Origin of the sequence: Stenotrophomonas sp. PFBMAA-4 (assembly GCF_030053215.1) — a bacterium.
GTDB lineage: Bacteria > Pseudomonadota > Gammaproteobacteria > Xanthomonadales > Xanthomonadaceae > Stenotrophomonas.
Map to the genome: position 1 here is coordinate 52,490 of NZ_JASGBW010000012.1, position 18,132 is coordinate 70,621.

Below are 18,132 nucleotides of genomic sequence, written 5' to 3' on the forward strand. Positions count from 1 at the left end.
GATCCAGCCACATCATGCCGAGGCGTAGCGCACGGCGGTGCCGATCCAGCGGTTGACCACGCGGTCGGCCAATGCCGGTTGCTGGTCCAGCAGGCGCTCGGCCAGCTCGTGCACGCCCGGCAGCAGGCCGGCGTCGCGGGCCAGGTCGGCAATGCGGAAACCCGCAAGGCCGGTCTGGCGGGTGCCCAGCAGTTCGCCGGGGCCGCGCAGCTCCAGATCTTTCTCGGCGATGACGAAGCCATCGTTGGTTTCGCGCATGGTCTGCAGGCGCTCGCGTGTCATCTGCGAAAGCGGTGCCTGGTACAGCAGCACGCAGCGTGACACCGCCGAGCCACGGCCAACACGGCCGCGCAGCTGGTGCAGCTGGGCCAGGCCCAGTCGTTCGGCGTTCTCGATCACCATCAGCGAGGCGTTCGGCACATCCACACCCACTTCGATGACCGTGGTCGCCACCAGCAGGTCGATCTCGCCGGCCTTGAACGCGACCATCGTCGCCAGCTTCTCCGCCGCCTTCAGGCGGCCGTGCACCAGGCCCACGCGCACGCCGGGCAGCAGCGCCTGCAGCGATTCGTAGGTGGCCTGCGCCGGCGTGGCATCCAGCTCTTCGCTTTCCTCGATGAGCGTGCACACCCAGTACACCTGCCGCCCTTCCTGGCAGGCCAGGGCGATGCGCTCGATCAGTTCCGGGCGGCGATCGTTGTTGAGGGCCACGGTCTGCACCGGCGTACGTCCCGGCGGCAGTTCGTCGATGGCCGATACATCCAGGTCGGCGTACTCGGACATCGCCAGCGTGCGCGGAATGGGCGTGGCGGTCATGACCAGCTGGTGCGGCACGCTGTTGGCGCCCGCCCCCTTGTCACGCAGCGCCAGGCGCTGGTGGACGCCGAAGCGGTGCTGCTCATCGACGATGGCCAGCGCCAGATCCTGGAACACCACTGCGTCCTGCATCAGCGCATGGGTACCAACCACGACCTGCGCTTCGCCACTGGCCACCTGCTCGATCACTTTCGCGCGCGCCTTGCCGGTGACCTTGCCGGCCAGCCAGCAGACGCGCACGCCCAGCGGTTCCAGCCAGCCGCGCAGGTTGTTGAGGTGCTGTTCGGCCAGCAGTTCGGTGGGCGCAGCCAACGCCACCTGCTTGCCCTGCTCCACCGCCAGCATGGCGGCCAGCGCGGCGACCACGGTCTTGCCGGAACCGACGTCGCCCTGCACCAGCCGCAGCATCGGGCTGGGGCGTGCGAGGTCGTCGCGGATCTGCTTGAACACGCGCGCCTGCGCACCGGTCAGGGCGAACGGCAGTTGCTTCAGCAGGGCCTTGGCCAGTTTGCCCGGGCCAGCCAGCGGCGGCGCATGGTGCGCCTGCAACGCGATGCGCTGGCGGCGCAGGCTGAGGTGGTGGGCCAGCAGTTCTTCCATCGCCAGGCGGCGCTGCGCCGGATGGGTGCCGGCCGCCAGCGCAGCCAGGTCAGCATCCGGCGGCGGCCGGTGCACAGTCAGCAGCGCACTGCGCAGCGAGGGCAGGCCCAGGCCGTCCAGCCAACCAGCAGGCAGCAGTTCCAGCGTGCTTTCCTCGGGCAGGCGGTCCAGGGCCTGGCCGATCAGCTTGCGCATGGTCATCGGGCCGACGCCTTCCACGGTGGGATACACCGGGTCGAGGCGATCGCCGAGTTCGGGGTCGTCGTTGCGGCCCAGCACCTGGTAGCTGGGGTGGACGATTTCCAGGCCGAGGTGGCCCGGCTTGGGCGTGCCGAAGCAGCGCAGCCGGTTGCCCACCGCGAACTGGCCGACCTGCTGCTGGCGGAAGTGGAAGAAGCGCAGCACCAGGGTGCCCTGCCCTTCGTCTTCCACCGCGACCTTCAGCATCGGCCGGTACCGCATGCCGCGTTCGACCGCGGTGACCCGCACTTCCACCTGCGCCGGAACGCCCGGACGCAGTTCTTCAATGCGGGTCAGGCGGGTGCGGTCTTCATAGCGCAGCGGCAGGTGCAGCCACAGATCCTGCAGGGTGGCCAGGCCACGCGCCTGCAGTTTGGCGGCCACGGCCGGGCCCACGCCGGCAAGCATCGCCAGGGATGCTTCGCCGGACGGTGACAGTGCCGGGGTGACCGCCGCCTTGCGTGCCACGGGTGGGTCAGTCGATGACCATCACCGCGTCGACCTCGAAGTTGGCACCCTTGGGCAGGCCGGAGACTTCGATGGTGGAACGGGCCGGGAACGGGGCCTGGAAGTAGTCCTGCATGACGGCGTTGACCTTGGCGAACTCGGCCAGGTCGGTCAGGTACAGGCCCAGGCGCACGACCTTGTCCAGCGAACCGCCGGCGGCTTCGGCCACGGCCTTGAGGTTGTCGAAGGCGCGGCGGGCCTGCGCTTCGACGTCACCGGCGCCGACGATGTCGCCGGTGGCCGGGTCCAGCGGAATCTGGCCGGAGAAGTACACGGTGTTGCCGGCGCGCACGGCCTGCGAGTACGGGCCGATGGCGGCCGGGGCCTTTTCGGTATTGATGATCTGGCGGGACATGGTCGCTCCGGTGCGTTGGGGGAAAACAGAGCGGTGATTGTAGCAACCCGGTAGTGCCGGCCGCTGGCAGGCAACCTCGCAACGCAGCAGGTCCACGCGATTGCCGGCCAGCGGCCGGCACTACCAGGCGCGCATTACTGGCGGCGTACCGATTGCACCACCGACAAGCGGCGCAGGCGGCGCATGACTTCGGCCAGGTGGTTGCGGTCGCGCACCTGGATGTTGAACGCCAGCACGGCGGCGTTGAAGTCGCGGTCCAGGTAATCCACGCGTTCGATGTTGGAATGGCTCTGCGCGATGGCCGCGGCCAGCTGCGCCAGCACGCCGGTGCCGTTCTCCACTTCCACCACCAGCGCGGTGTCGTAGTCGCCGGACACCGTGGTGTCCCAGCCGATCGGCACCCAGCGCTCGGGCGACTTGCGCAGCTCGGCCAGGTTCGGGCAGTCCATGCGGTGCACCACGATGCCCTTGCCGGCGGTGTGGTAACCCATGATCTCGTCGCCAGGAATCGGCTGGCAGCAGCCGGCGAAGGTGACCACGCCCCGCTCGCTGCCGTTGATGAGGATCTTTTCCTGCGAGTGGTGGCGCGAATGCGCGCCGCCGCGCAGTTCGGCATAGGCCATCAGCGCCTGCGCCGCCTGCGTCGGCATCCAGTTGCCCAGCGCCACTTCGGCCAGCAGGGCCTCCAGGCGCGGGAAACGGTGTTCGGCCAGGAACGCATCCAGGCGCCCCTTGGGCAGGCGTTCCAGCGACGAATCCATCGCTTCCAGCGCGCGGTCCAGCATGCGGTGGCCGAGCTGCACGGCATCTTCGTGTTCCAGCTGCTTGAGCTGGTGGCGGATGGCGGTGCGCGCCTTGCTGGTGACCACGAATTCCAGCCACTGCGGCTTGGGCGTGGCCGAACGCGCGGTGATGATTTCCACCGATTGCCCGGACACCAGCTTGGTGCGCAGCGGCACCAGTTTCTTGTCCACGCGCGAGGCCACCGCCATGTTGCCGACGTCAGTGTGCACGGCGTAGGCGAAATCCAGCGCGGTGGAATTGCGCGGCAGGGCCAGGATCTTGCCCTTCGGCGTGAACAGGTAGACCTCGTCCGGGAACAGGTCGACCTTCACGTTGTCGAGGAATTCCAGCGAGGAACCGGCGGCGCGCTGCGAATCGATCAGCTCGACGATCCAGGCATGGGCACGGCTCTGCGCGCTGTTGGGCGAATCGCCACCGAACTTGTACGTCCAGTGCGCGGCCACGCCGCGTTCGGCGATCAGGTCCATTTCCTCGGTGCGGATCTGCACTTCGATGGGCGAACCGTAGGGCCCGAACAGCACGGTGTGCAGCGACTGGTAACCGTTGGCCTTGGGGATGGCGATGAAATCGCGGAAGCGGCCATCCAGCGGCTTGAACGTGGCATGCACCGAACCCAGCGCGTGGTAGCAGCTGGGTACGCTGCGCACGACCAGGCGGAAGCCGAACACGTCCATCACCTGGTCGAAGGATTTGTTCTCGTCGCGCATCTTGTTGTAGATGCTCCACGGGGTCTTGATGCGGCTGACCAGGCGGTGCTCGATGCCCTCTTTCGCCAGCCGCTGCGACAGCTGCACTTCCACCTGCGCCATCGCCTCGCGGCGTACCACCGGCTGGCTGCGGATGTGTTTTTCGATGATGGCGTGGCGCCACGGGTACAGCGCCTTGAAGCCGAGGTTCTGCAGCTCGCTCTTGACCAGGCTCATGCCCAGGCGCTGGGCGATGGGCGCATAGATCTCCAGCGTCTCGCGGGCGATGCGGCCGCGCGCTTCGCGGCTCTGCGCGCCCAGCGTGCGCATGTTGTGCAGGCGGTCGGCCAGCTTGATCATGATCACGCGCAGGTCGCGAGACATGGCCAGCAGCATCTTGCGGAAGCTCTCGGCGGCCGCTTCCTGGCGGTCGCGGAACTTCAGCTTGTCCAGCTTGGTCACGCCATCGACCAGCTCGGCCACGGCTTCGCCGAACTCGGACGCCAGCTCCTCGCGGGTCAGCGGCGTGTCTTCGATGGTGTCGTGCAGGATCGCGGCGATCAGTGCTTCCACGTCCAGGCCGAGCTCGGCCAGCACCTGGGCCACGGCCACCGGATGGGTGATGTAGGGCTCGCCCGACTTGCGCGTCTGCCCAGCGTGCGCCGACGCACCGACTTCCCAGGCACGGCGCAGCAGCGGCAGCTGTTCCGGCGGCAGGTAATGGGCGGCGCGTTCGAGCTGGAGGACGTAATCAGGTACGGCCGCGGCGGTGGGCGCGGCTACCTTGGCAGTGGGGCCTGGGTTCATGCCAGAAGCCTATGCCAGCGCGCCGATTACGGCAAACCCTGAATGCGAAACAGCCCGCACGGGGCGGGCTGTTCAGCGGTCAAGCAACGGCATTGATCGATGCGATCAATCGTCGTTCTTGGACATGTCTTCGTCGGCGACCACTTCAGCGGCGGCCCACTCCAGCGCTTCGCGCTCGGCACGCTCGCGCTCGGCCTTCTCGACTTCGTCGATCAGCGCGTTGTCGATCTTGCGGGCGGCGATTTCGCGCAGTGCCAGCACGGTCGGCTTGTCTTCGGTGTCGTTGTCCAGGGTGGCCTGCACGCCGTTGGCGAGCTGACGGGCACGCTTGGAGGCCATCATGACCAGCTCGAAACGGTTGTTAACGACTTCCAGGCAATCTTCTACGGTGATGCGGGCCATACGGGCTCCCGGCGACCGGTCGGCCGCTCAGTCGAATGAGGGAAAGGGGACGGAGTGTACTGGCAGGGGCTGGACAAAATCAAGCCAACCCCCACCCGATTCTTTTGGAATCAGTCAGTTGCGCCCGTATCCGGGGTCAGCAGGGCCTGGATGAGGCCGGCGTGGCGGACCTTCTGGGCCTCCCGGCGCAGGCGGCTGGCGGTGAAGATGGCGCACAGCTCGTCCACGGCGGTGTCGAACACCTCGTTGACGATGACGTAGTCGAACTCGTTGAAGTGCAGCATTTCATCGCGGGCGGCACCCAGGCGCTGGGCGATGACCGCCTCGCTGTCCTGGCCGCGCTTGCGCATGCGGTCCTGCAGGGCCTGCTTGGACGGCGGCAGGATGAACACCGTCACCGTGCCCGGCACCAGCTGGCGCACCTGCTGGGCGCCCTGCCAGTCGATTTCCAGCAGCACGTCCTGGCCGGCGGACAGCTGCGGTTCCACCGACTGCCGGGCGGTGCCCTTCCAGTCGCCATGCACCCAGGCATGCTCGAAGAAGTCGCCGTCGGCGATCATTTCCTCGAACGTCTCGGCACTGACGAAGTGGTAGTGCTCGCCGTTCACCTCACCCGGGCGCATGGCGCGCGAGGTGAAGGAGATGGACAGGGCGATCTGCGGGTCACGCGCCAGGGTGGCGTTGACGATGCTGCTCTTGCCGGCACCCGAGGGGGCGGCAACGATGTACAGCGTACCGCGCGCAACGGCGGCCGACGGAGTGGACGGAGCGCTCATGCGCGGAACCCAAGTTGTTGATTTCGCAAAATTTATCCTCGATGTTCCAGAACCGGCGCGGAGGATCGCGCCAGCACGGCGGGAGCTGCGCGGAACATCCTGGAACCAGGCCCGGCAGATGGCTCCCCGGGGTGCGGGCACGCAACTTTAGCAGAGCGGGCCGGGATGGCTGATCCCACCGCCGCAGGAACTCCCCCCTCAGCGGGGCCGGTTTATCCTCGCCGCGGCAAACCCCGGAACCGAGCCGCACAAGACCGCCTCGACTTCATCCAGCCCCAGGCCGGCAGCAAGCGCTTCCAGCACCAGACACTCGCCCATGTATCCGGTGAGCCCGGCATTGTCGACCAGGCTGCACCAGACCAGCCGGTCAACAGGGCTCAAGCCGCGCTGCTGGTCGAGCCGGGAAGCATAGACAGCGTGCCACCGACGTCGCCCTGTCCTGTCCTGCTGGCTCCAATAGCAGCGCGCCGCGTCGACCGCCGCGCGTTGATCGGCATCCAGGCGGTCCCCCAGCCGGTCGCAGAAGGCCATGGCCAGCGTCGCCGTGGCGCGTGCGTCGTTTTCCAGCCCGGCGACGTCCAGAACCTCATCCAGCAGGTCCACGGTGGCGCGCATCGCCAGATGGGGATCGTTCGCGTCGTCCATGCGTACCCGCCTCCAGCAAACCCAATGAAGAAGGGCGCCCGAAGGCGCCCCGCTGCACATCATTCGATGTTCTGCACCTGCTCGCGGATCTGATCGATCAGCACCTTCAGCTCGACCGCGGCATTGGACGTGCGGCTGTCCACCGACTTCGACCCCAGCGTGTTGGCTTCGCGGTTGAACTCCTGCAGCAGGAAGTCCAGGCGGCGGCCCACCGGCTCGCGCTGCTTGAGCACGCGGCGGATCTCGACGATGTGGCTGCCCAGGCGGTCCAGCTCCTCGTCCACGTCCAGCTTCTGCAGCCACATCACCAGTTCCTGCTCGGCACGGCCGGGGTCGACCGGGTGCGGGAGGTCGGCCAGGCGGGCGGCCAGCTTGGCGCGCTGGCCGTCGCGAATGGCCGGAATCAGCGTGCGCACGTCATTGGCGATGCGCTCGATGCCATCCACGCGCTCGGCAATGGCGGCGGCCAGCTTGTCGCCCTCGCGCTCACGGGCGGCGACGAAGCCGTCCAGCGCCTGGTCCAACAGGGACAGGGCTTCGGCCTGCAGGGCGGCGGCGTCGGTGGCCTCGCCCTGGGTCACGCCCGGCAACTGCAGCAGTTCGGTGAAGCTGACCTGCAGGTTGGGGAAATCGGAGGTCAGCCGGTGCGCGAGCTGGCCCAGCTGGCCCAGCAGCGCTTCGTTCACCTGCAGGCTGGCGGCACCTTCCGGCGCGCGCAGGCGCATGACCAGGTCCAGCTTGCCGCGGCTCAGGCGGGCGGCGATGCGCTCGCGCAGCTGCGGTTCAAGCGCACGCAGTTCCTCGGGCAGGCGGGTGCCCACTTCCAGGAACCGGTGGTTGACCGAGCGCAGCTCGCAGCCCAGCGTGCCCCACGGGGTGACGCGCTCGCCGCCGGCATAGGCGGTCATGCTTCGAATCATGGAATGTGTCCGGTGCGTGCAAAGGGGGAATGGTACCCTAGCGCCCTCACCTGAGCCCCCCTGCCCGCCCCCTCAAGGTCGCGGGCATGGCGGCGTACTCCCTTGCCCTTACGGAACCCGCACCATGTCCGATTCCCGCCCCAGCGGCCGCCAGCCCGACCAGCTCCGCCCGGTCGTCATCCAACGCGGCTTCACCCGCCATGCCGAGGGTTCGGTGCTGGTGTGCTTCGGTGAAACCCGCGTGCTGTGCACCGCCAGCGTGGAAAACCGCGTGCCGGGCTTCCTGCGTGGCAAGGGCGAAGGCTGGGTGACCGCCGAGTACGGCATGCTGCCGCGCGCCACCCACACCCGCAGCGACCGTGAAGCCGCGCGTGGCAAGCAGGGCGGCCGCACCCTGGAAATCCAGCGCCTGATCGGCCGCAGCCTGCGTGCCTGCGTCGACCGCAACGCGCTGGGCGAACGCACCATCACCCTGGACTGCGACGTGCTGCAGGCCGACGGTGGCACCCGCACCGCCGCCATCACCGGCGCCTACGTGGCCCTGGTCGATGCGGTGAACGTGCTGATGAAGCGCGGCGACATCAAGCGCAACCCGATCCTGGGTGCGGTGGCCGCCGTATCGGTCGGCGTGTACCGCGGCACCCCGGTGCTGGACCTGGACTACGCCGAAGACAGCGACTGCGACACCGACATGAACGTGGTGATGAACGACGGCGGCGGTTTCATCGAACTGCAGGGCACCGCTGAAGGCCACGCCTTCCGCCGCGACGAACTGGACGCGCTGCTGGGCCTGGCCGAGAAGGGCGTGGGCGAGCTGCTGGCCGCACAGCAGGCGGCGCTGTCGGCATGAACCGCCGCATCGCCCTGACCACCCTGGTGGTGGCCGACTACGACGAAGCCATTGCCTGGTACACCGGCAAGCTCGGCTTCGCCCTGTTGGACGACATCGACCAGGGCAGCAAGCGCTGGGTGGTGGTCGGGCCGACCGATGGCAGCGCTGCCGCCCTGCTGCTGGCCCGCGCCAGCAACGAGGAACAGCGCAGCCGCATCGGCAACCAGACCGGTGGCCGCGTCGGCTTCTTCCTCAACACCGATGACTTCCACCGCGACCACGCCGCGATGCTGGCCGCCGGTGTCGAGTTCCTGGAAGCGCCGCGCGAGGAGCCCTATGCAACGGTTGCGGTGTTCCGCGATCTGTATGGCAACACCTGGGACCTGCTGGAGCCCCGCCAATGAAGAAACTGGTACTGGCCAGTCACAACGCCGGCAAGCTGGTGGAAATGCAGGAGATCCTCGCCGACCTGCCGCTGCAGATCACCTCGGCCGCTGAGCTGGGCCTGGGTGACGTGGAAGAGACCGGCCTGACCTTCGTCGAGAACGCGCTGCTGAAGGCGCGCGCGGCCTGCGAAGCGACCGGCCTGCCGGCGCTGGCCGATGATTCGGGCCTGATCGTCGATGCCCTCGGCGGTGCGCCCGGCCTGTACAGCGCGCGCTACGCCGGCCACCCGACCAATGCCGCGGCCAACAACGCCAAGCTGCTGGAAGCGATGGCCGATGTTCCCGATGGCCAGCGCAGTGCCCGCTTCTATGCGGTCATCGTGTTGCTGCGCCATGCCACCGACCCGCAGCCGCTGATCTGCGAAGGCCGCTGGGAAGGGCAGATCATCCGCGAACTGCGCGGCACGAACGGCTTCGGCTACAACCCGGTGTTCCTCGATACCACCCACGGCCTGACCGCTGCGGAAATGGAGCCGGCGTTGAAGAATGCCATCAGCCACCGCGCCACCGCCCTGCAGCAGCTCAAGCAGCAGCTGGCCACCTGGCTCTGATGCCGTCCTGATTACCCAAGGGAAGCCGGCCAGCGGCCGGCACTACCGATGAAGCCCATGCCGCACGACCACGACCACTGCAACCACCTGCCCGGCGAAGCCTGTTCCGGCGACCACGCGCACGACACCGCGCCGCGCCTGGTACCGCCGCCGCTGTCGCTGTACGTGCACCTGCCGTGGTGCGTGCGCAAATGTCCGTACTGCGATTTCAACTCGCACCAAGCCAAGGGCGAGCTGCCATTCGAGGCCTACATCGACGCCCTGCTGCGTGACCTCGACCAGGACCTGCCGCTGGTCTGGGGCCGGGTGGTGCACAGCGTGTTCTTCGGTGGCGGCACGCCCAGCCTGTTCCCGCCGGAAGCCATCGACCGCTTCCTGCAGCAGGCCAGCGCGCGACTGCGCTTCGCGCCCAATGCCGAGATCACCCTGGAAACCAACCCGGGTACCGCCGAGCACGGCCGCTTCGACCGCTACCGCGCGGCCGGCGTGAACCGCCTCAGCTTCGGCATCCAGAGCTTCGACGATGCCGCGCTGAAGCGCCTGGGCCGCATCCACGACAGTGGCGAAGCCGAGCGCGCGGTGAAGATGGCGCAGGACGCCGGCTACGACAATTTCAACATCGACCTGATGTACGCCCTGCCGGAACAGACCTTGGCCGGTGCCGAGGCCGACCTGGAACGCGCCTTTGCGCTGCAGCCGGCACACATCTCGCACTACCAGCTGACCCTGGAACCGAACACCGTGTTCTTCGCGCGGCCGCCGCAGGGCATCCCCGACGAGGACCATGCCTGGGACATGCAGGAACACTGCCAGGCGCTGCTGGCGCAGGCCGGTTTCGGCCAGTACGAAGTGAGCGCCTATGCCCGCCCCGGCCGGCAGAGCGCGCACAACCTGAACTACTGGCGCTTCGGCGATTACCTGGGCATCGGTGCCGGCGCGCACGGCAAGATCAGCTCCGGTGCCGAAGAACACGTGCTGCGACGCTGGAAGCTCAAGCACCCGCAGGCCTACATGGACAGCGCCGGCAGCCCAGCCTCGTTCGGTGGCGACGACGTGATCGCGGCCGACCGCCTGCCCTTCGAGTACATGCTGAACCTGCTGCGCCTGCATGAAGGCTTCGGCCTGCGCGATTTCGAGTCGCGCACCGGCCTGCCGCGCAGCGTGCTGGATGCGCCGCTGGCCGAGGCCGTGCAGCGCGGCTGGCTGACCGTGGCCGATGGCCATGTGCAGCCCACCGAGCTGGGCCGCCGCTTCACCAATGATGTGGTGAGCCTGTTCCTGGAGGATTGATCCTCCTGCGTCGCACCCGCCGGGCACGACCCGGCCGCTGGCCGGCCTTCGCTGCGTTTGAACGGGTGCCCACCGCAGAAAGTCCTCAAGTAGCGCCCGCGGCTGCCGACACGGTAGATTCCCATGTCGATCCGCGGGAATCCCGGAACTGCTCCCGATGTCTGCCGCTTTCCCTTTTGCCTCCCCTGACAGCGCGCGCCTGGCCGCCGCAGACCTTCCCCCACGCGTGCGCGAGCTGCTGGGTGAACTGCTGGTGCTGTGCCGGCATGTGCTGACCGCCCCGCTGATCCTCACCGTGGAAGCGGCCGAACAGGCGTTGCTGCACGATGCCGACCACGCCCGCAACCCGCAGATGCAGGCCGAGCTGCTGGCCCAGCGTGGCCAGCTGCATGCGTTTGCCGGCACCTTCTGCGATCGCATGCTCGATGCGCTGGCCGACAGCCTGGTGCAGCTGCGCGTGCCGCAGGACATCGCGCCGCCGGCAGCACCCGCCCGCCCGCCGGGCCTGCTGGGGCTGTCGCTGGTGGATGACCACGAAGTGGACCGCAACCTGGTGCTGACCGAGATGGTGCGCCGGGAGAACCAGCGTTCGGGCAATGCGCTGAACCTGCTGGGCCAGCGCCTTGCGGTGCTGGCCGCCGCCCCCGCGTTCGACAACGACACCCTGCCACTGGCACCGCAGGCGCTGTGCGCCCTGGTGCGGCGCCTGGCCGAACAGGATGGCCTGAGCGCGGAACTGCAGCTGGCGCTCTACCGCAGCTTCGAACGCCAGCTGCTGGAGCGCCTCGGCGACGTCCTGGAGCGCTCCAACACCCTGCTGGCGCAGCACGGCGTGCTGCCCGGCCTGGTCTACACCCCGTACCTGGCACGGTCGTCCAGCACCCGCCGGATCATCACCCAGTCCGTCGGCGGCGGTCGCGCGACGCAGCCCGCGCCGCGCTCGGCCGAACCGCTGACCGGCTGGAGCGGCTCGGGCCGCGCCGGTTCGTGGTCGGCGCTGATGCAGAACGCCTTCGCCGATGCCACGCCGCCGGGCGCAGCCAACCCGGAACTGACCACGCCACCGGCCAACCTGCTGCACGACCTGCTGCAACAGGCGCGGCATGCCGCACCGATGGCCATCGAACCGCCCTCGGTGCCCAGCGGGCTGGTGGATGCGGTGCTGGCGCGCCTGCAGGCACAGGCCGGTGCCGCCACCAGCATCACCGACCTGCAGACCGCGGTGACCGCGCAGCTGCGCAGCGAGCACGGTGCGCAGGCCCAGCTGGCCAGCCATGACCGCGACCACCTCGACCTGCTGCGCCTGTTGCTGCAGCAGGTGCAGCAGCAACAGCGCCCCGACCCCGTGCCGGCCGCCCTGCTGGCCCGCCTGCAGGTGCCGCTGGCACGCGCGGCGATGGCCGACCCCGCCTTCTTCGTGCGCGACGAACACCCCGCACGCGAACTGCTCAACACCATCGCCGAAGCCGGTGCCAACTGGCTGGGCGATGACGATGTGGACCCGCAGCTGATGCAGCGGCTGGCGCAGAGCGTGCAGGGCCTGCTGGGCCAGGATGCGCGCACGCCAGAGGCATTTGCGGCGGCCAACGAGGAAATCCAGCAGCACCAGCGCGCCGCCGCGCATCGGGCCGAGCTGGCCGAACGCCGCCATGTGGAAGCAGCACGGGGCAAGGAGCGGTTGGCCCTGGCCCGCCGCGAAGCCAGCGCGCAGATCGACCAGCAGTGCCAGGCACAGGAACCGCCACGCTTCGTGCAGACCCTGCTGCGCGAGGCCTGGGCCGACGCGCTGACCCTGACCCGGCTGCGCCATGGCGATGACTCGGCGCAGTGGCAGGAACGCCTGCAGCAGACCGAACGCATTGCCGCCGTCACCGCCGCGCCGGCCGAGGCCGACAGCGTGCCCGACGCGCCGCTGGCCGCGGAAGTGGAAGCGGCCCTGCTGCAGGTCGGCTACCACCCCGAGGAAGCTTCGGCGGTCGCCCGTCGCCTGGCCACGCCCGGCGGCGAAGACGAGCACACCTCACGCACCGAGCTGAGCGCGCGCCTGAAGGCACGTGCACGCCTGGGCGAGCATGCGGCGCCCCATACCGGCGCCCACGCCGCCGCACCGCGCACGGCGGCCGAACAGGCCAGCCATGACCAGCTGACCAGCCTGCCCTTCGGCAGCTGGTTCGACCTGGCCGACGAGGACGGCAGCGTGCGCCGCCAGCGCCTGTCCTGGTACAGCCTGCTGACCGGCCACGTGCTGTTCGTCAATCCACGCGGGCAGAAGAGCAGCGAAACCGACCTGGATACGCTGGCCCGGCAGATGGCCGCTGGCCGGGCGCAACTGGTCACCGAAGAAAAAGGCCGCCTGGTCGACCGCGCGTGGCAGGCCAGCCTGTCGGCCCTGCGCGCGTTGGCCGGTCGCCGCCGCCAGGAGCCTGACGCATGAGCCAGCTACCGCCGCAGGACACCCGCCGCGCACCGCGCCGCCAGGTGTCCGACCTGGTCCCGGTCACCGACCAGATGCGCGACAGCGTGGTGGGCCGGCTGGGCAATGTGTCCGAAACCGGCATGCTGATGCTGGCCAGCCAGCCGCTGCGTGACGACGCGCTGTACCAGCTGCGCTTCCCGCTGCCGCTGGGCGACGGCCGCAGCGCAGCCATCGATGTGGGCGTGCACCTGCTGTGGAGCGAGCCGGCGCATGCCCCGGGCCAGAGCTGGGCCGGGTTCCGCTTCCTGACCCTGTCGCGCGAACATCGGCATCTGCTGCGCGCCTGGATCGGCGAGGACAGCGACGAGGCGCCGGTTTCGACAGGCTGAGTGCCGGTTCCTGCACAGCGGTTTTCTGCGGTATGCGGCAGAATCTAGGGCCGTTTTCCGTGTCGAGCCACCGCAATGATCCAGCAAGACCCTGGCGCCCTGTATTCCGACCACCTGGCCGTGCTGTGCCGACGCGCCGAACAGGCGCTGGCACGCGGCGGCTTCGACCACCTGGTGGTGCCCAGCGGCACCCTGCACTACCAGGTATTCGACGATCGTGACTACCCGTACGCGGTGAACCCGCAGTTCAAGGCGTGGCTGCCGCTCACCCGCGTGCCCAACAGCTGGGTGGTGTTCACCCCGGGCAAGCGCCCGGCGGTGATCTTCCACCAGCCGTTCGACTACTGGCACGTGGTGCCGGACGCGCCCAGCGGCTGGTGGGTGGAGCACTTCGACATCCACATCATCCGCAAGCCGGAAGACGCGCTGGCCCTGCTGCCGGCCGATCCGTCGCGCTGCGCCATCCTGGGCGAGCCGCAGAGCACGCTGGGTGCCTACGTGCCGAACAACCCGGCGCCGGTGGTGAATTACCTGGAATGGCACCGCGCCTACAAGACGCCGTATGAAATCGCACTGATGCGCCAGGCGCAGGTGCTGGGCGTACGCGGCCATCGTGCTGCCGAAGCCGCGTTCCGCAATGGTGCCGATGAGTTCAACATCCACATGGCCTACTGCCAGGCCGTGGGCCAGGATGCCAATGAACTGCCGTACGGCAACATCGTCGCGCTGAACGAACACGCCGCCGTGCTGCACTACACCGAGCTGGGCCGCAAGGCGCCGCAGCCGCTGCGCAGCTTCCTGATCGATGCCGGCGCCAGCGCGCATGGCTACGCCAGCGACATCACCCGCACCTATGCGGCCAAGGGTCACGACGAGTTTGCCGCGATGATCGACGCGGTGGACGCCGCCCAGCAGCAGATGTGCGCGGCGGTGCGTGCCGGCTTCGACTACAAGCAGCTGCACGTGGACGCGCATCTTTCGCTGATGGGCGTGCTGAAGGATTTCGGCGTCATCAAGGTATCGCCGCAGACCGCGCTGGAGACCGGCGTCAGCGCCGCGTTCTTCCCGCACGGCATCGGCCACCTGATCGGCCTGCAGGTGCACGACGTGGCCGGTTTCGCGGCCAGTGAAGAAGGCGGCCGCATCGAGCGCCCGGTCGGCCACCCCTACCTGCGCCTGACCCGCGTGCTGGAACCGGGCATGGTGGTGACGATCGAGCCGGGCCTGTACTTCATCGACATGCTGCTGGACGAAGTGAAGGCCGCTGGCCATGGCGATGCAATCAACTGGGACCGCGTGGATTTCTTCCGCCCGTACGGCGGCATCCGCATCGAGGACGAGGTGCTGTGCACCGAGGGCGAAGCGGACAACCTGACGCGCCCGGAGTTTGCTGCAGCCAACGGCTGAGCCCCTCGTGGTTGGGCGCAGGGTGCGGCGGGATTACGGATGTCTGGCCGGGCGGATGGGCTGCGCAGGGGACGCTGCAAGTACGTCCATGTAAGCTCGGTCGCCGCATCCATGCGGCTCACGCCCCTGCGCAACCCATCCGCCCGGCCACGGACAGTTTCCGTGCGCGTCCAACCACGGAAAAGAAAAAGAAGATCAAGAGCGGGTCGCTTGCTGCGCTCGCTCTGTGTCGACCAAGGTCGACACCTACCAGTAGATCCACGCCATGCGTGGATGATTCACTCGACACCTGACAGATGTGCCGACCAACGGTCGGCACCCACCAACAGCCGCGCGTGCCAGTAGATCCACGCCATGCGTGGATGATGCATTCGATATCTGACAGATGTGCCAACCAACAGCCGCGCGCGCCAGTAGATCCACGCCATGCGTGGATGATTCATTCGATACCTGACAGATGTGCCAACCAACAGCCGCGCGCGCCAGTAGATCCACGCCATGCGTGGATGATTCACTCGATACCTGACCGATGTGCCGACCAACGGCCGGCACCCACCAACCGCCGCCGGTACCTGTGCTGTTGAGGTTGCCGGCCAGCGGCCGGCACTACCGCAGGTGCAGGGCTGCAAGCCCTGCAAACAAATCCTCAACCCGCCATCACCGCTTCAATCTCGTCGGCACTACGCGCCAATCCTTCGGTCAGCACGCGATGGCCGTCATCGGTAATCAGCACGTCGTCCTCGGTGCGGATGCCGATACCACGCCAGCGCGGCTCCACCGTCGTGTCGTCGGCGCCGACGTACAGCCCCGGCTCGATGGTGAACGCCATGCCCGGTTCCAACAGGCGGGAATCGCCGGCCAGGCGGTAGTCGCCCACGTCATGCACGTCCAGCCCGATCCAATGCCCGGTCTTGTGCCGGTAGAAGCGCTGGTACAGGCCCTCGGACAGGTTCTTCTCCAGCGTGCCCTTCAGCAGGCCCAGCCGCAGCAGGCCCTCGGTCAGGGTCTGCACCGCCGCCAGGTGGCCGGTCTCGTAGGCCACGCCCGGCTTGGCCTGGGCCAGCGCCGCCGCCTGTGCTTCACCCACCAGATCGTGCAGCGCGCGCTGCTCGGCACTGAAACGACCGTTTACCGGGAACGTCCGGGTGATGTCGCTGGCATAGCCGCGGTACTCGGCACCGGCATCGATCAGCACCAGCTCGCCATCGCGCGACCGTGCGTTGTTGTCGCGGTAATGCAGGATGCAGCCGTTGCGGCCAGCGCCCACGATGCTGCAGTAGGCCGGCACGGCGTCGTTGGCGCGGAACACGCGCTCCAGTTCGGCCTGCAGTTCGTACTCGTGGATGCCCGCCTTCGCCGCGCGCATTGCTGCCAGGTGCGCACGCACGCTGATCTGCGCCGCGTGGTGCATCAGCGCCACCTCCGCACCGGATTTGAACAGGCGCTGTTCGTGCAGCAGGTGGCCCAGTTCCAGGAACTCATGCGGCGGTTGCGCGCCGTGGCGCACCTGCGAACGCACGCGGTTGACCCAGCCGATCAGCTTCAGGTCGAAATCCGCATCGCGGCCGAAGTGGTAATAGACGCGCGATCGCCCTTCCAGCAGGCCCGGCAGGATGTCGTCCAGATCGTCGATCGGGTAGGCATCGTCCATGCCGTACTGCGCCACCGCGCCTTCCTGGCCGGCGCGACCGCCGTCCCAGGCCTCGCGTTCGGCATCGCGCTCGCGGCAGAACAGGATCACCTCACCGTGGCGACGGCCGGGAATCAGCACCAGCACCGCCTCCGGCTCGGGGAAGCCGCTGAGGTACTGGAAATCCGAATCCTGGCGGTACGGGTAATGCGTATCCAGGCTGCGCACCTTCTCCGATGCGGCCGGCAGCACCAGGATCGCGTCATCGCCGGCCATGTCCATCAACTGGCGGCGGCGACGCTTGTACTCGCCGGCCGCGATGCCGGTGCGCTGCTTGATGTCCATCAGTTCAGGCGCTGGCGGTGGCGCGCGGCCAGCACCACGTCACCGTGCAGCAGCAGCACCGCCACGCGGATGAACTCCTCGATCTCGGACAGGGCTTCGTCGTCGTCCTCGCCACCGGCCTCGAAATCCTCGCTGGACGCACGGGCCAGGCTGGCCATGTCGGTCAGCGCTTCCTCACCCTCTTCGGACAGGGTCGGGCGGCGGCCGCCGCTGCCCAGGCCGAAGCCACCGAGGAAGCTGCGGGTCCAGGCAAACATCGCGTCGGCCTGCGCGGCCACGTCGTCGTTGTCGGTCAGCAGCAGTTCGAAGGCGAAGTCGCGGTCCTCCAGCTGCTTGATGGTGGCTTCCAGCAGCTGCGCCAGCGCACTGCCGTCAGCCACCGGGGCCAGGTTGTCGTCGGCCAGCACGCGTGCCGGCCAGTCATTGCCGGGGGCGCCGCCGGCCGCCAGCCAGCCGCACAGGCCGCCATGCAGTTCGGCAGCGGTGGCGCCCAGGCCCAGTTCCTGGCTGGCGCGGGAAACGTCGTCGACGGAGGGAAGTTCGGTCATCGTGCGGCTCGTTCGTAAGGGAAACCCGGGGTGCGCACGCGCGCGCCCGTGAGCCCGCTAGTGTAGCAACCCAACCGGCTCCTCCTCGTGGCGGCCCGGCCCTGCTGCGGCAACGCTTGACCGCCCTTGCCCGGCTTGCCTATCGTGCGGCATGGAACCCGCCGATCCCCTTGCCCAGTTGCAGGCCTTCGCCGCCCGCGTGGAAGCGTTGCTCGAACGCAACCAGCGCCTGGCCGAGGAGAACCGCAGCCTGCGCCACCAGCAGGAACAGCTGGTGGCCGAGCGCTCGACGCTGCTGGCCAAGAACGAGCAGGCACGCTCGCGGGTGGAAGCGATGATCAGCCGGCTCAAATCCCTGGAGCAGCACACATGAGCGCCGAACCGGTCAGTGTCCGCATCCTCGATCGTGAATACACGGTGGGCGTGGGTGGCGATGAACGCGACAGCCTGATGGCCGCCGCCCGCCTGCTCGATGCGCGCATGCGCGAGATCCGCGGCAGCAACCGCATGGCCGCGGTCGACCGGGTCGCGGTGCTGGCCGCACTCAACCTGGCCCACGAGCTGCAGCAGCTGCGGGATGAGAATGCCCGGCAGGCCGTGGCCCTGCAGCAGACCCTGGCCGATCTGAACCGGCGCCTGGACCGGGCGATCGACAGCAGCACGTAAGAAGGGTGTGCATCGCGCCTTTTCATAACTGAATTGGCACGTACTGTTGCCGAC

18 protein-coding genes are annotated in these 18,132 nt (G+C 68.4%); 9 read left to right on the forward strand and 9 right to left on the reverse strand.

What is annotated here, in order from left to right; genetic code table 11:
* Window positions 1-12: 12 nt before the first annotated feature.
* The 7 genes from recG to QMZ26_RS09665 form a co-directional block, all read right to left on the reverse strand.
* A complete protein-coding gene (recG, locus tag QMZ26_RS09635; protein ID WP_283221320.1) occupies window positions 13-2,124 on the reverse strand; it encodes an ATP-dependent DNA helicase RecG in 2,112 nt (703 codons plus the stop codon).
* 7 nt (window positions 2,125-2,131) lie between these two features.
* The gene (locus QMZ26_RS09640; RefSeq protein WP_046987316.1) at window positions 2,132-2,518 is read right to left on the reverse strand and encodes a RidA family protein; all 387 of its coding nucleotides are present in this window, start codon (window positions 2,516-2,518) and stop codon (window positions 2,132-2,134) included.
* A gap of 134 nt (window positions 2,519-2,652) precedes the next feature.
* Window positions 2,653-4,815 carry a bifunctional (p)ppGpp synthetase/guanosine-3',5'-bis(diphosphate) 3'-pyrophosphohydrolase gene (locus tag QMZ26_RS09645; protein ID WP_283221321.1) on the reverse strand — a complete coding sequence of 721 codons (2,163 nt, stop codon included), beginning with the start codon at window positions 4,813-4,815 and terminating at the stop codon, window positions 2,653-2,655.
* A gap of 105 nt (window positions 4,816-4,920) precedes the next feature.
* Window positions 4,921-5,217, reverse strand: coding sequence for a DNA-directed RNA polymerase subunit omega (gene rpoZ / locus QMZ26_RS09650; RefSeq protein WP_079223054.1), 297 nt, complete (start codon window positions 5,215-5,217; stop codon window positions 4,921-4,923).
* 110 nt (window positions 5,218-5,327) lie between these two features.
* Complete coding sequence (gene gmk, locus QMZ26_RS09655; protein ID WP_283221322.1) at window positions 5,328-5,993, reverse strand: guanylate kinase; 666 nt, start codon at window positions 5,991-5,993, stop codon at window positions 5,328-5,330.
* A gap of 198 nt (window positions 5,994-6,191) precedes the next feature.
* A complete protein-coding gene (locus tag QMZ26_RS09660) occupies window positions 6,192-6,638 on the reverse strand; it encodes a hypothetical protein (RefSeq protein ID WP_200733227.1) in 447 nt (148 codons plus the stop codon).
* A gap of 59 nt (window positions 6,639-6,697) precedes the next feature.
* Window positions 6,698-7,558 (reverse strand): YicC/YloC family endoribonuclease, encoded by an 861-nt coding sequence (locus tag QMZ26_RS09665; protein ID WP_108769871.1) that lies wholly within the window; start codon window positions 7,556-7,558, stop codon window positions 6,698-6,700.
* Between the two features lie 124 nt (window positions 7,559-7,682).
* Between QMZ26_RS09665 and rph the strand changes: the two genes are divergently transcribed.
* From rph to pepQ, 7 genes are all read left to right on the forward strand, one after another.
* Complete coding sequence (gene rph, locus QMZ26_RS09670) at window positions 7,683-8,408, forward strand: ribonuclease PH (RefSeq protein WP_005410889.1); 726 nt, start codon at window positions 7,683-7,685, stop codon at window positions 8,406-8,408.
* Window positions 8,405-8,794 carry a VOC family protein gene (locus QMZ26_RS09675; RefSeq protein WP_283221323.1) on the forward strand — a complete coding sequence of 130 codons (390 nt, stop codon included), beginning with the start codon at window positions 8,405-8,407 and terminating at the stop codon, window positions 8,792-8,794. Before rph ends, QMZ26_RS09675 begins: the two co-directional genes overlap by 4 nt.
* On the forward strand, window positions 8,791-9,387 hold the full coding sequence (rdgB, locus tag QMZ26_RS09680) for an RdgB/HAM1 family non-canonical purine NTP pyrophosphatase (RefSeq protein WP_283221324.1): 597 nt from the start codon (window positions 8,791-8,793) through the stop codon (window positions 9,385-9,387). The genes QMZ26_RS09675 and rdgB overlap by 4 nt, the downstream gene beginning before the upstream one ends.
* A gap of 57 nt (window positions 9,388-9,444) precedes the next feature.
* The gene (hemW, locus tag QMZ26_RS09685) at window positions 9,445-10,677 is read left to right on the forward strand and encodes a radical SAM family heme chaperone HemW (protein ID WP_283221325.1); all 1,233 of its coding nucleotides are present in this window, start codon (window positions 9,445-9,447) and stop codon (window positions 10,675-10,677) included.
* 157 nt (window positions 10,678-10,834) lie between these two features.
* Window positions 10,835-13,111 (forward strand): DUF1631 family protein, encoded by a 2,277-nt coding sequence (locus QMZ26_RS09690; protein WP_283221326.1) that lies wholly within the window; start codon window positions 10,835-10,837, stop codon window positions 13,109-13,111.
* Window positions 13,108-13,482: a PilZ domain-containing protein gene (locus QMZ26_RS09695; RefSeq protein ID WP_108747295.1), complete on the forward strand. Its 375-nt coding sequence runs from the start codon at window positions 13,108-13,110 to the stop codon at window positions 13,480-13,482. The genes QMZ26_RS09690 and QMZ26_RS09695 overlap by 4 nt, the downstream gene beginning before the upstream one ends.
* A 75-nt stretch (window positions 13,483-13,557) precedes the next feature.
* Complete coding sequence (gene pepQ / locus QMZ26_RS09700; protein WP_283221327.1) at window positions 13,558-14,889, forward strand: Xaa-Pro dipeptidase; 1,332 nt, start codon at window positions 13,558-13,560, stop codon at window positions 14,887-14,889.
* Between the two features lie 646 nt (window positions 14,890-15,535).
* On the opposite strand, the gene QMZ26_RS09705 is transcribed toward pepQ, so the two are convergent.
* On the reverse strand, window positions 15,536-16,858 hold the full coding sequence (locus QMZ26_RS09705) for an aminopeptidase P N-terminal domain-containing protein (protein ID WP_108747877.1): 1,323 nt from the start codon (window positions 16,856-16,858) through the stop codon (window positions 15,536-15,538).
* 5 nt (window positions 16,859-16,863) lie between these two features.
* On the reverse strand, window positions 16,864-17,412 hold the full coding sequence (locus tag QMZ26_RS09710; RefSeq protein ID WP_079223078.1) for a UPF0149 family protein: 549 nt from the start codon (window positions 17,410-17,412) through the stop codon (window positions 16,864-16,866).
* Window positions 17,413-17,563: 151 nt separating this feature from the next.
* Here QMZ26_RS09710 and QMZ26_RS09715 point away from each other — a divergent pair, with 151 nt between their 5' ends.
* Both QMZ26_RS09715 and QMZ26_RS09720 read left to right on the forward strand, forming a co-directional pair.
* Complete coding sequence (locus QMZ26_RS09715) at window positions 17,564-17,785, forward strand: TIGR02449 family protein (RefSeq protein WP_079223080.1); 222 nt, start codon at window positions 17,564-17,566, stop codon at window positions 17,783-17,785.
* Window positions 17,782-18,078, forward strand: a complete 297-nt coding sequence (locus tag QMZ26_RS09720) for a cell division protein ZapA (protein ID WP_108747297.1) — start codon at window positions 17,782-17,784, stop codon at window positions 18,076-18,078. Before QMZ26_RS09715 ends, QMZ26_RS09720 begins: the two co-directional genes overlap by 4 nt.
* Window positions 18,079-18,132: the final 54 nt, after the last annotated feature.

Bases quoted from the DNA above. Each gene is read 5' to 3' on its own strand.
- QMZ26_RS09640 (WP_046987316.1), bottom strand. From the start codon at position 2,518: ATGTCCCGCCAGATCATCAATACCGAAAAGGCCCCGGCCGCCATCGGC.
- QMZ26_RS09645 (WP_283221321.1), bottom strand. From the start codon at position 4,815: ATGAACCCAGGCCCCACTGCCAAGGTAGCCGCGCCCACCGCCGCGGCC.
- rpoZ (WP_079223054.1), bottom strand. From the start codon at position 5,217: ATGGCCCGCATCACCGTAGAAGATTGCCTGGAAGTCGTTAACAACCGT.
- gmk (WP_283221322.1), bottom strand. From the start codon at position 5,993: ATGAGCGCTCCGTCCACTCCGTCGGCCGCCGTTGCGCGCGGTACGCTG.
- QMZ26_RS09660 (WP_200733227.1), bottom strand. From the start codon at position 6,638: ATGGACGACGCGAACGATCCCCATCTGGCGATGCGCGCCACCGTGGAC.
- QMZ26_RS09665 (WP_108769871.1), bottom strand. From the start codon at position 7,558: ATGATTCGAAGCATGACCGCCTATGCCGGCGGCGAGCGCGTCACCCCG.
- rph (WP_005410889.1), top strand. From the start codon at position 7,683: ATGTCCGATTCCCGCCCCAGCGGCCGCCAGCCCGACCAGCTCCGCCCG.
- QMZ26_RS09675 (WP_283221323.1), top strand. From the start codon at position 8,405: ATGAACCGCCGCATCGCCCTGACCACCCTGGTGGTGGCCGACTACGAC.
- rdgB (WP_283221324.1), top strand. From the start codon at position 8,791: ATGAAGAAACTGGTACTGGCCAGTCACAACGCCGGCAAGCTGGTGGAA.
- hemW (WP_283221325.1), top strand. From the start codon at position 9,445: ATGCCGCACGACCACGACCACTGCAACCACCTGCCCGGCGAAGCCTGT.
- QMZ26_RS09690 (WP_283221326.1), top strand. From the start codon at position 10,835: ATGTCTGCCGCTTTCCCTTTTGCCTCCCCTGACAGCGCGCGCCTGGCC.
- QMZ26_RS09695 (WP_108747295.1), top strand. From the start codon at position 13,108: ATGAGCCAGCTACCGCCGCAGGACACCCGCCGCGCACCGCGCCGCCAG.
- pepQ (WP_283221327.1), top strand. From the start codon at position 13,558: ATGATCCAGCAAGACCCTGGCGCCCTGTATTCCGACCACCTGGCCGTG.
- QMZ26_RS09710 (WP_079223078.1), bottom strand. From the start codon at position 17,412: ATGACCGAACTTCCCTCCGTCGACGACGTTTCCCGCGCCAGCCAGGAA.
- QMZ26_RS09715 (WP_079223080.1), top strand. From the start codon at position 17,564: ATGGAACCCGCCGATCCCCTTGCCCAGTTGCAGGCCTTCGCCGCCCGC.
- QMZ26_RS09720 (WP_108747297.1), top strand. From the start codon at position 17,782: ATGAGCGCCGAACCGGTCAGTGTCCGCATCCTCGATCGTGAATACACG.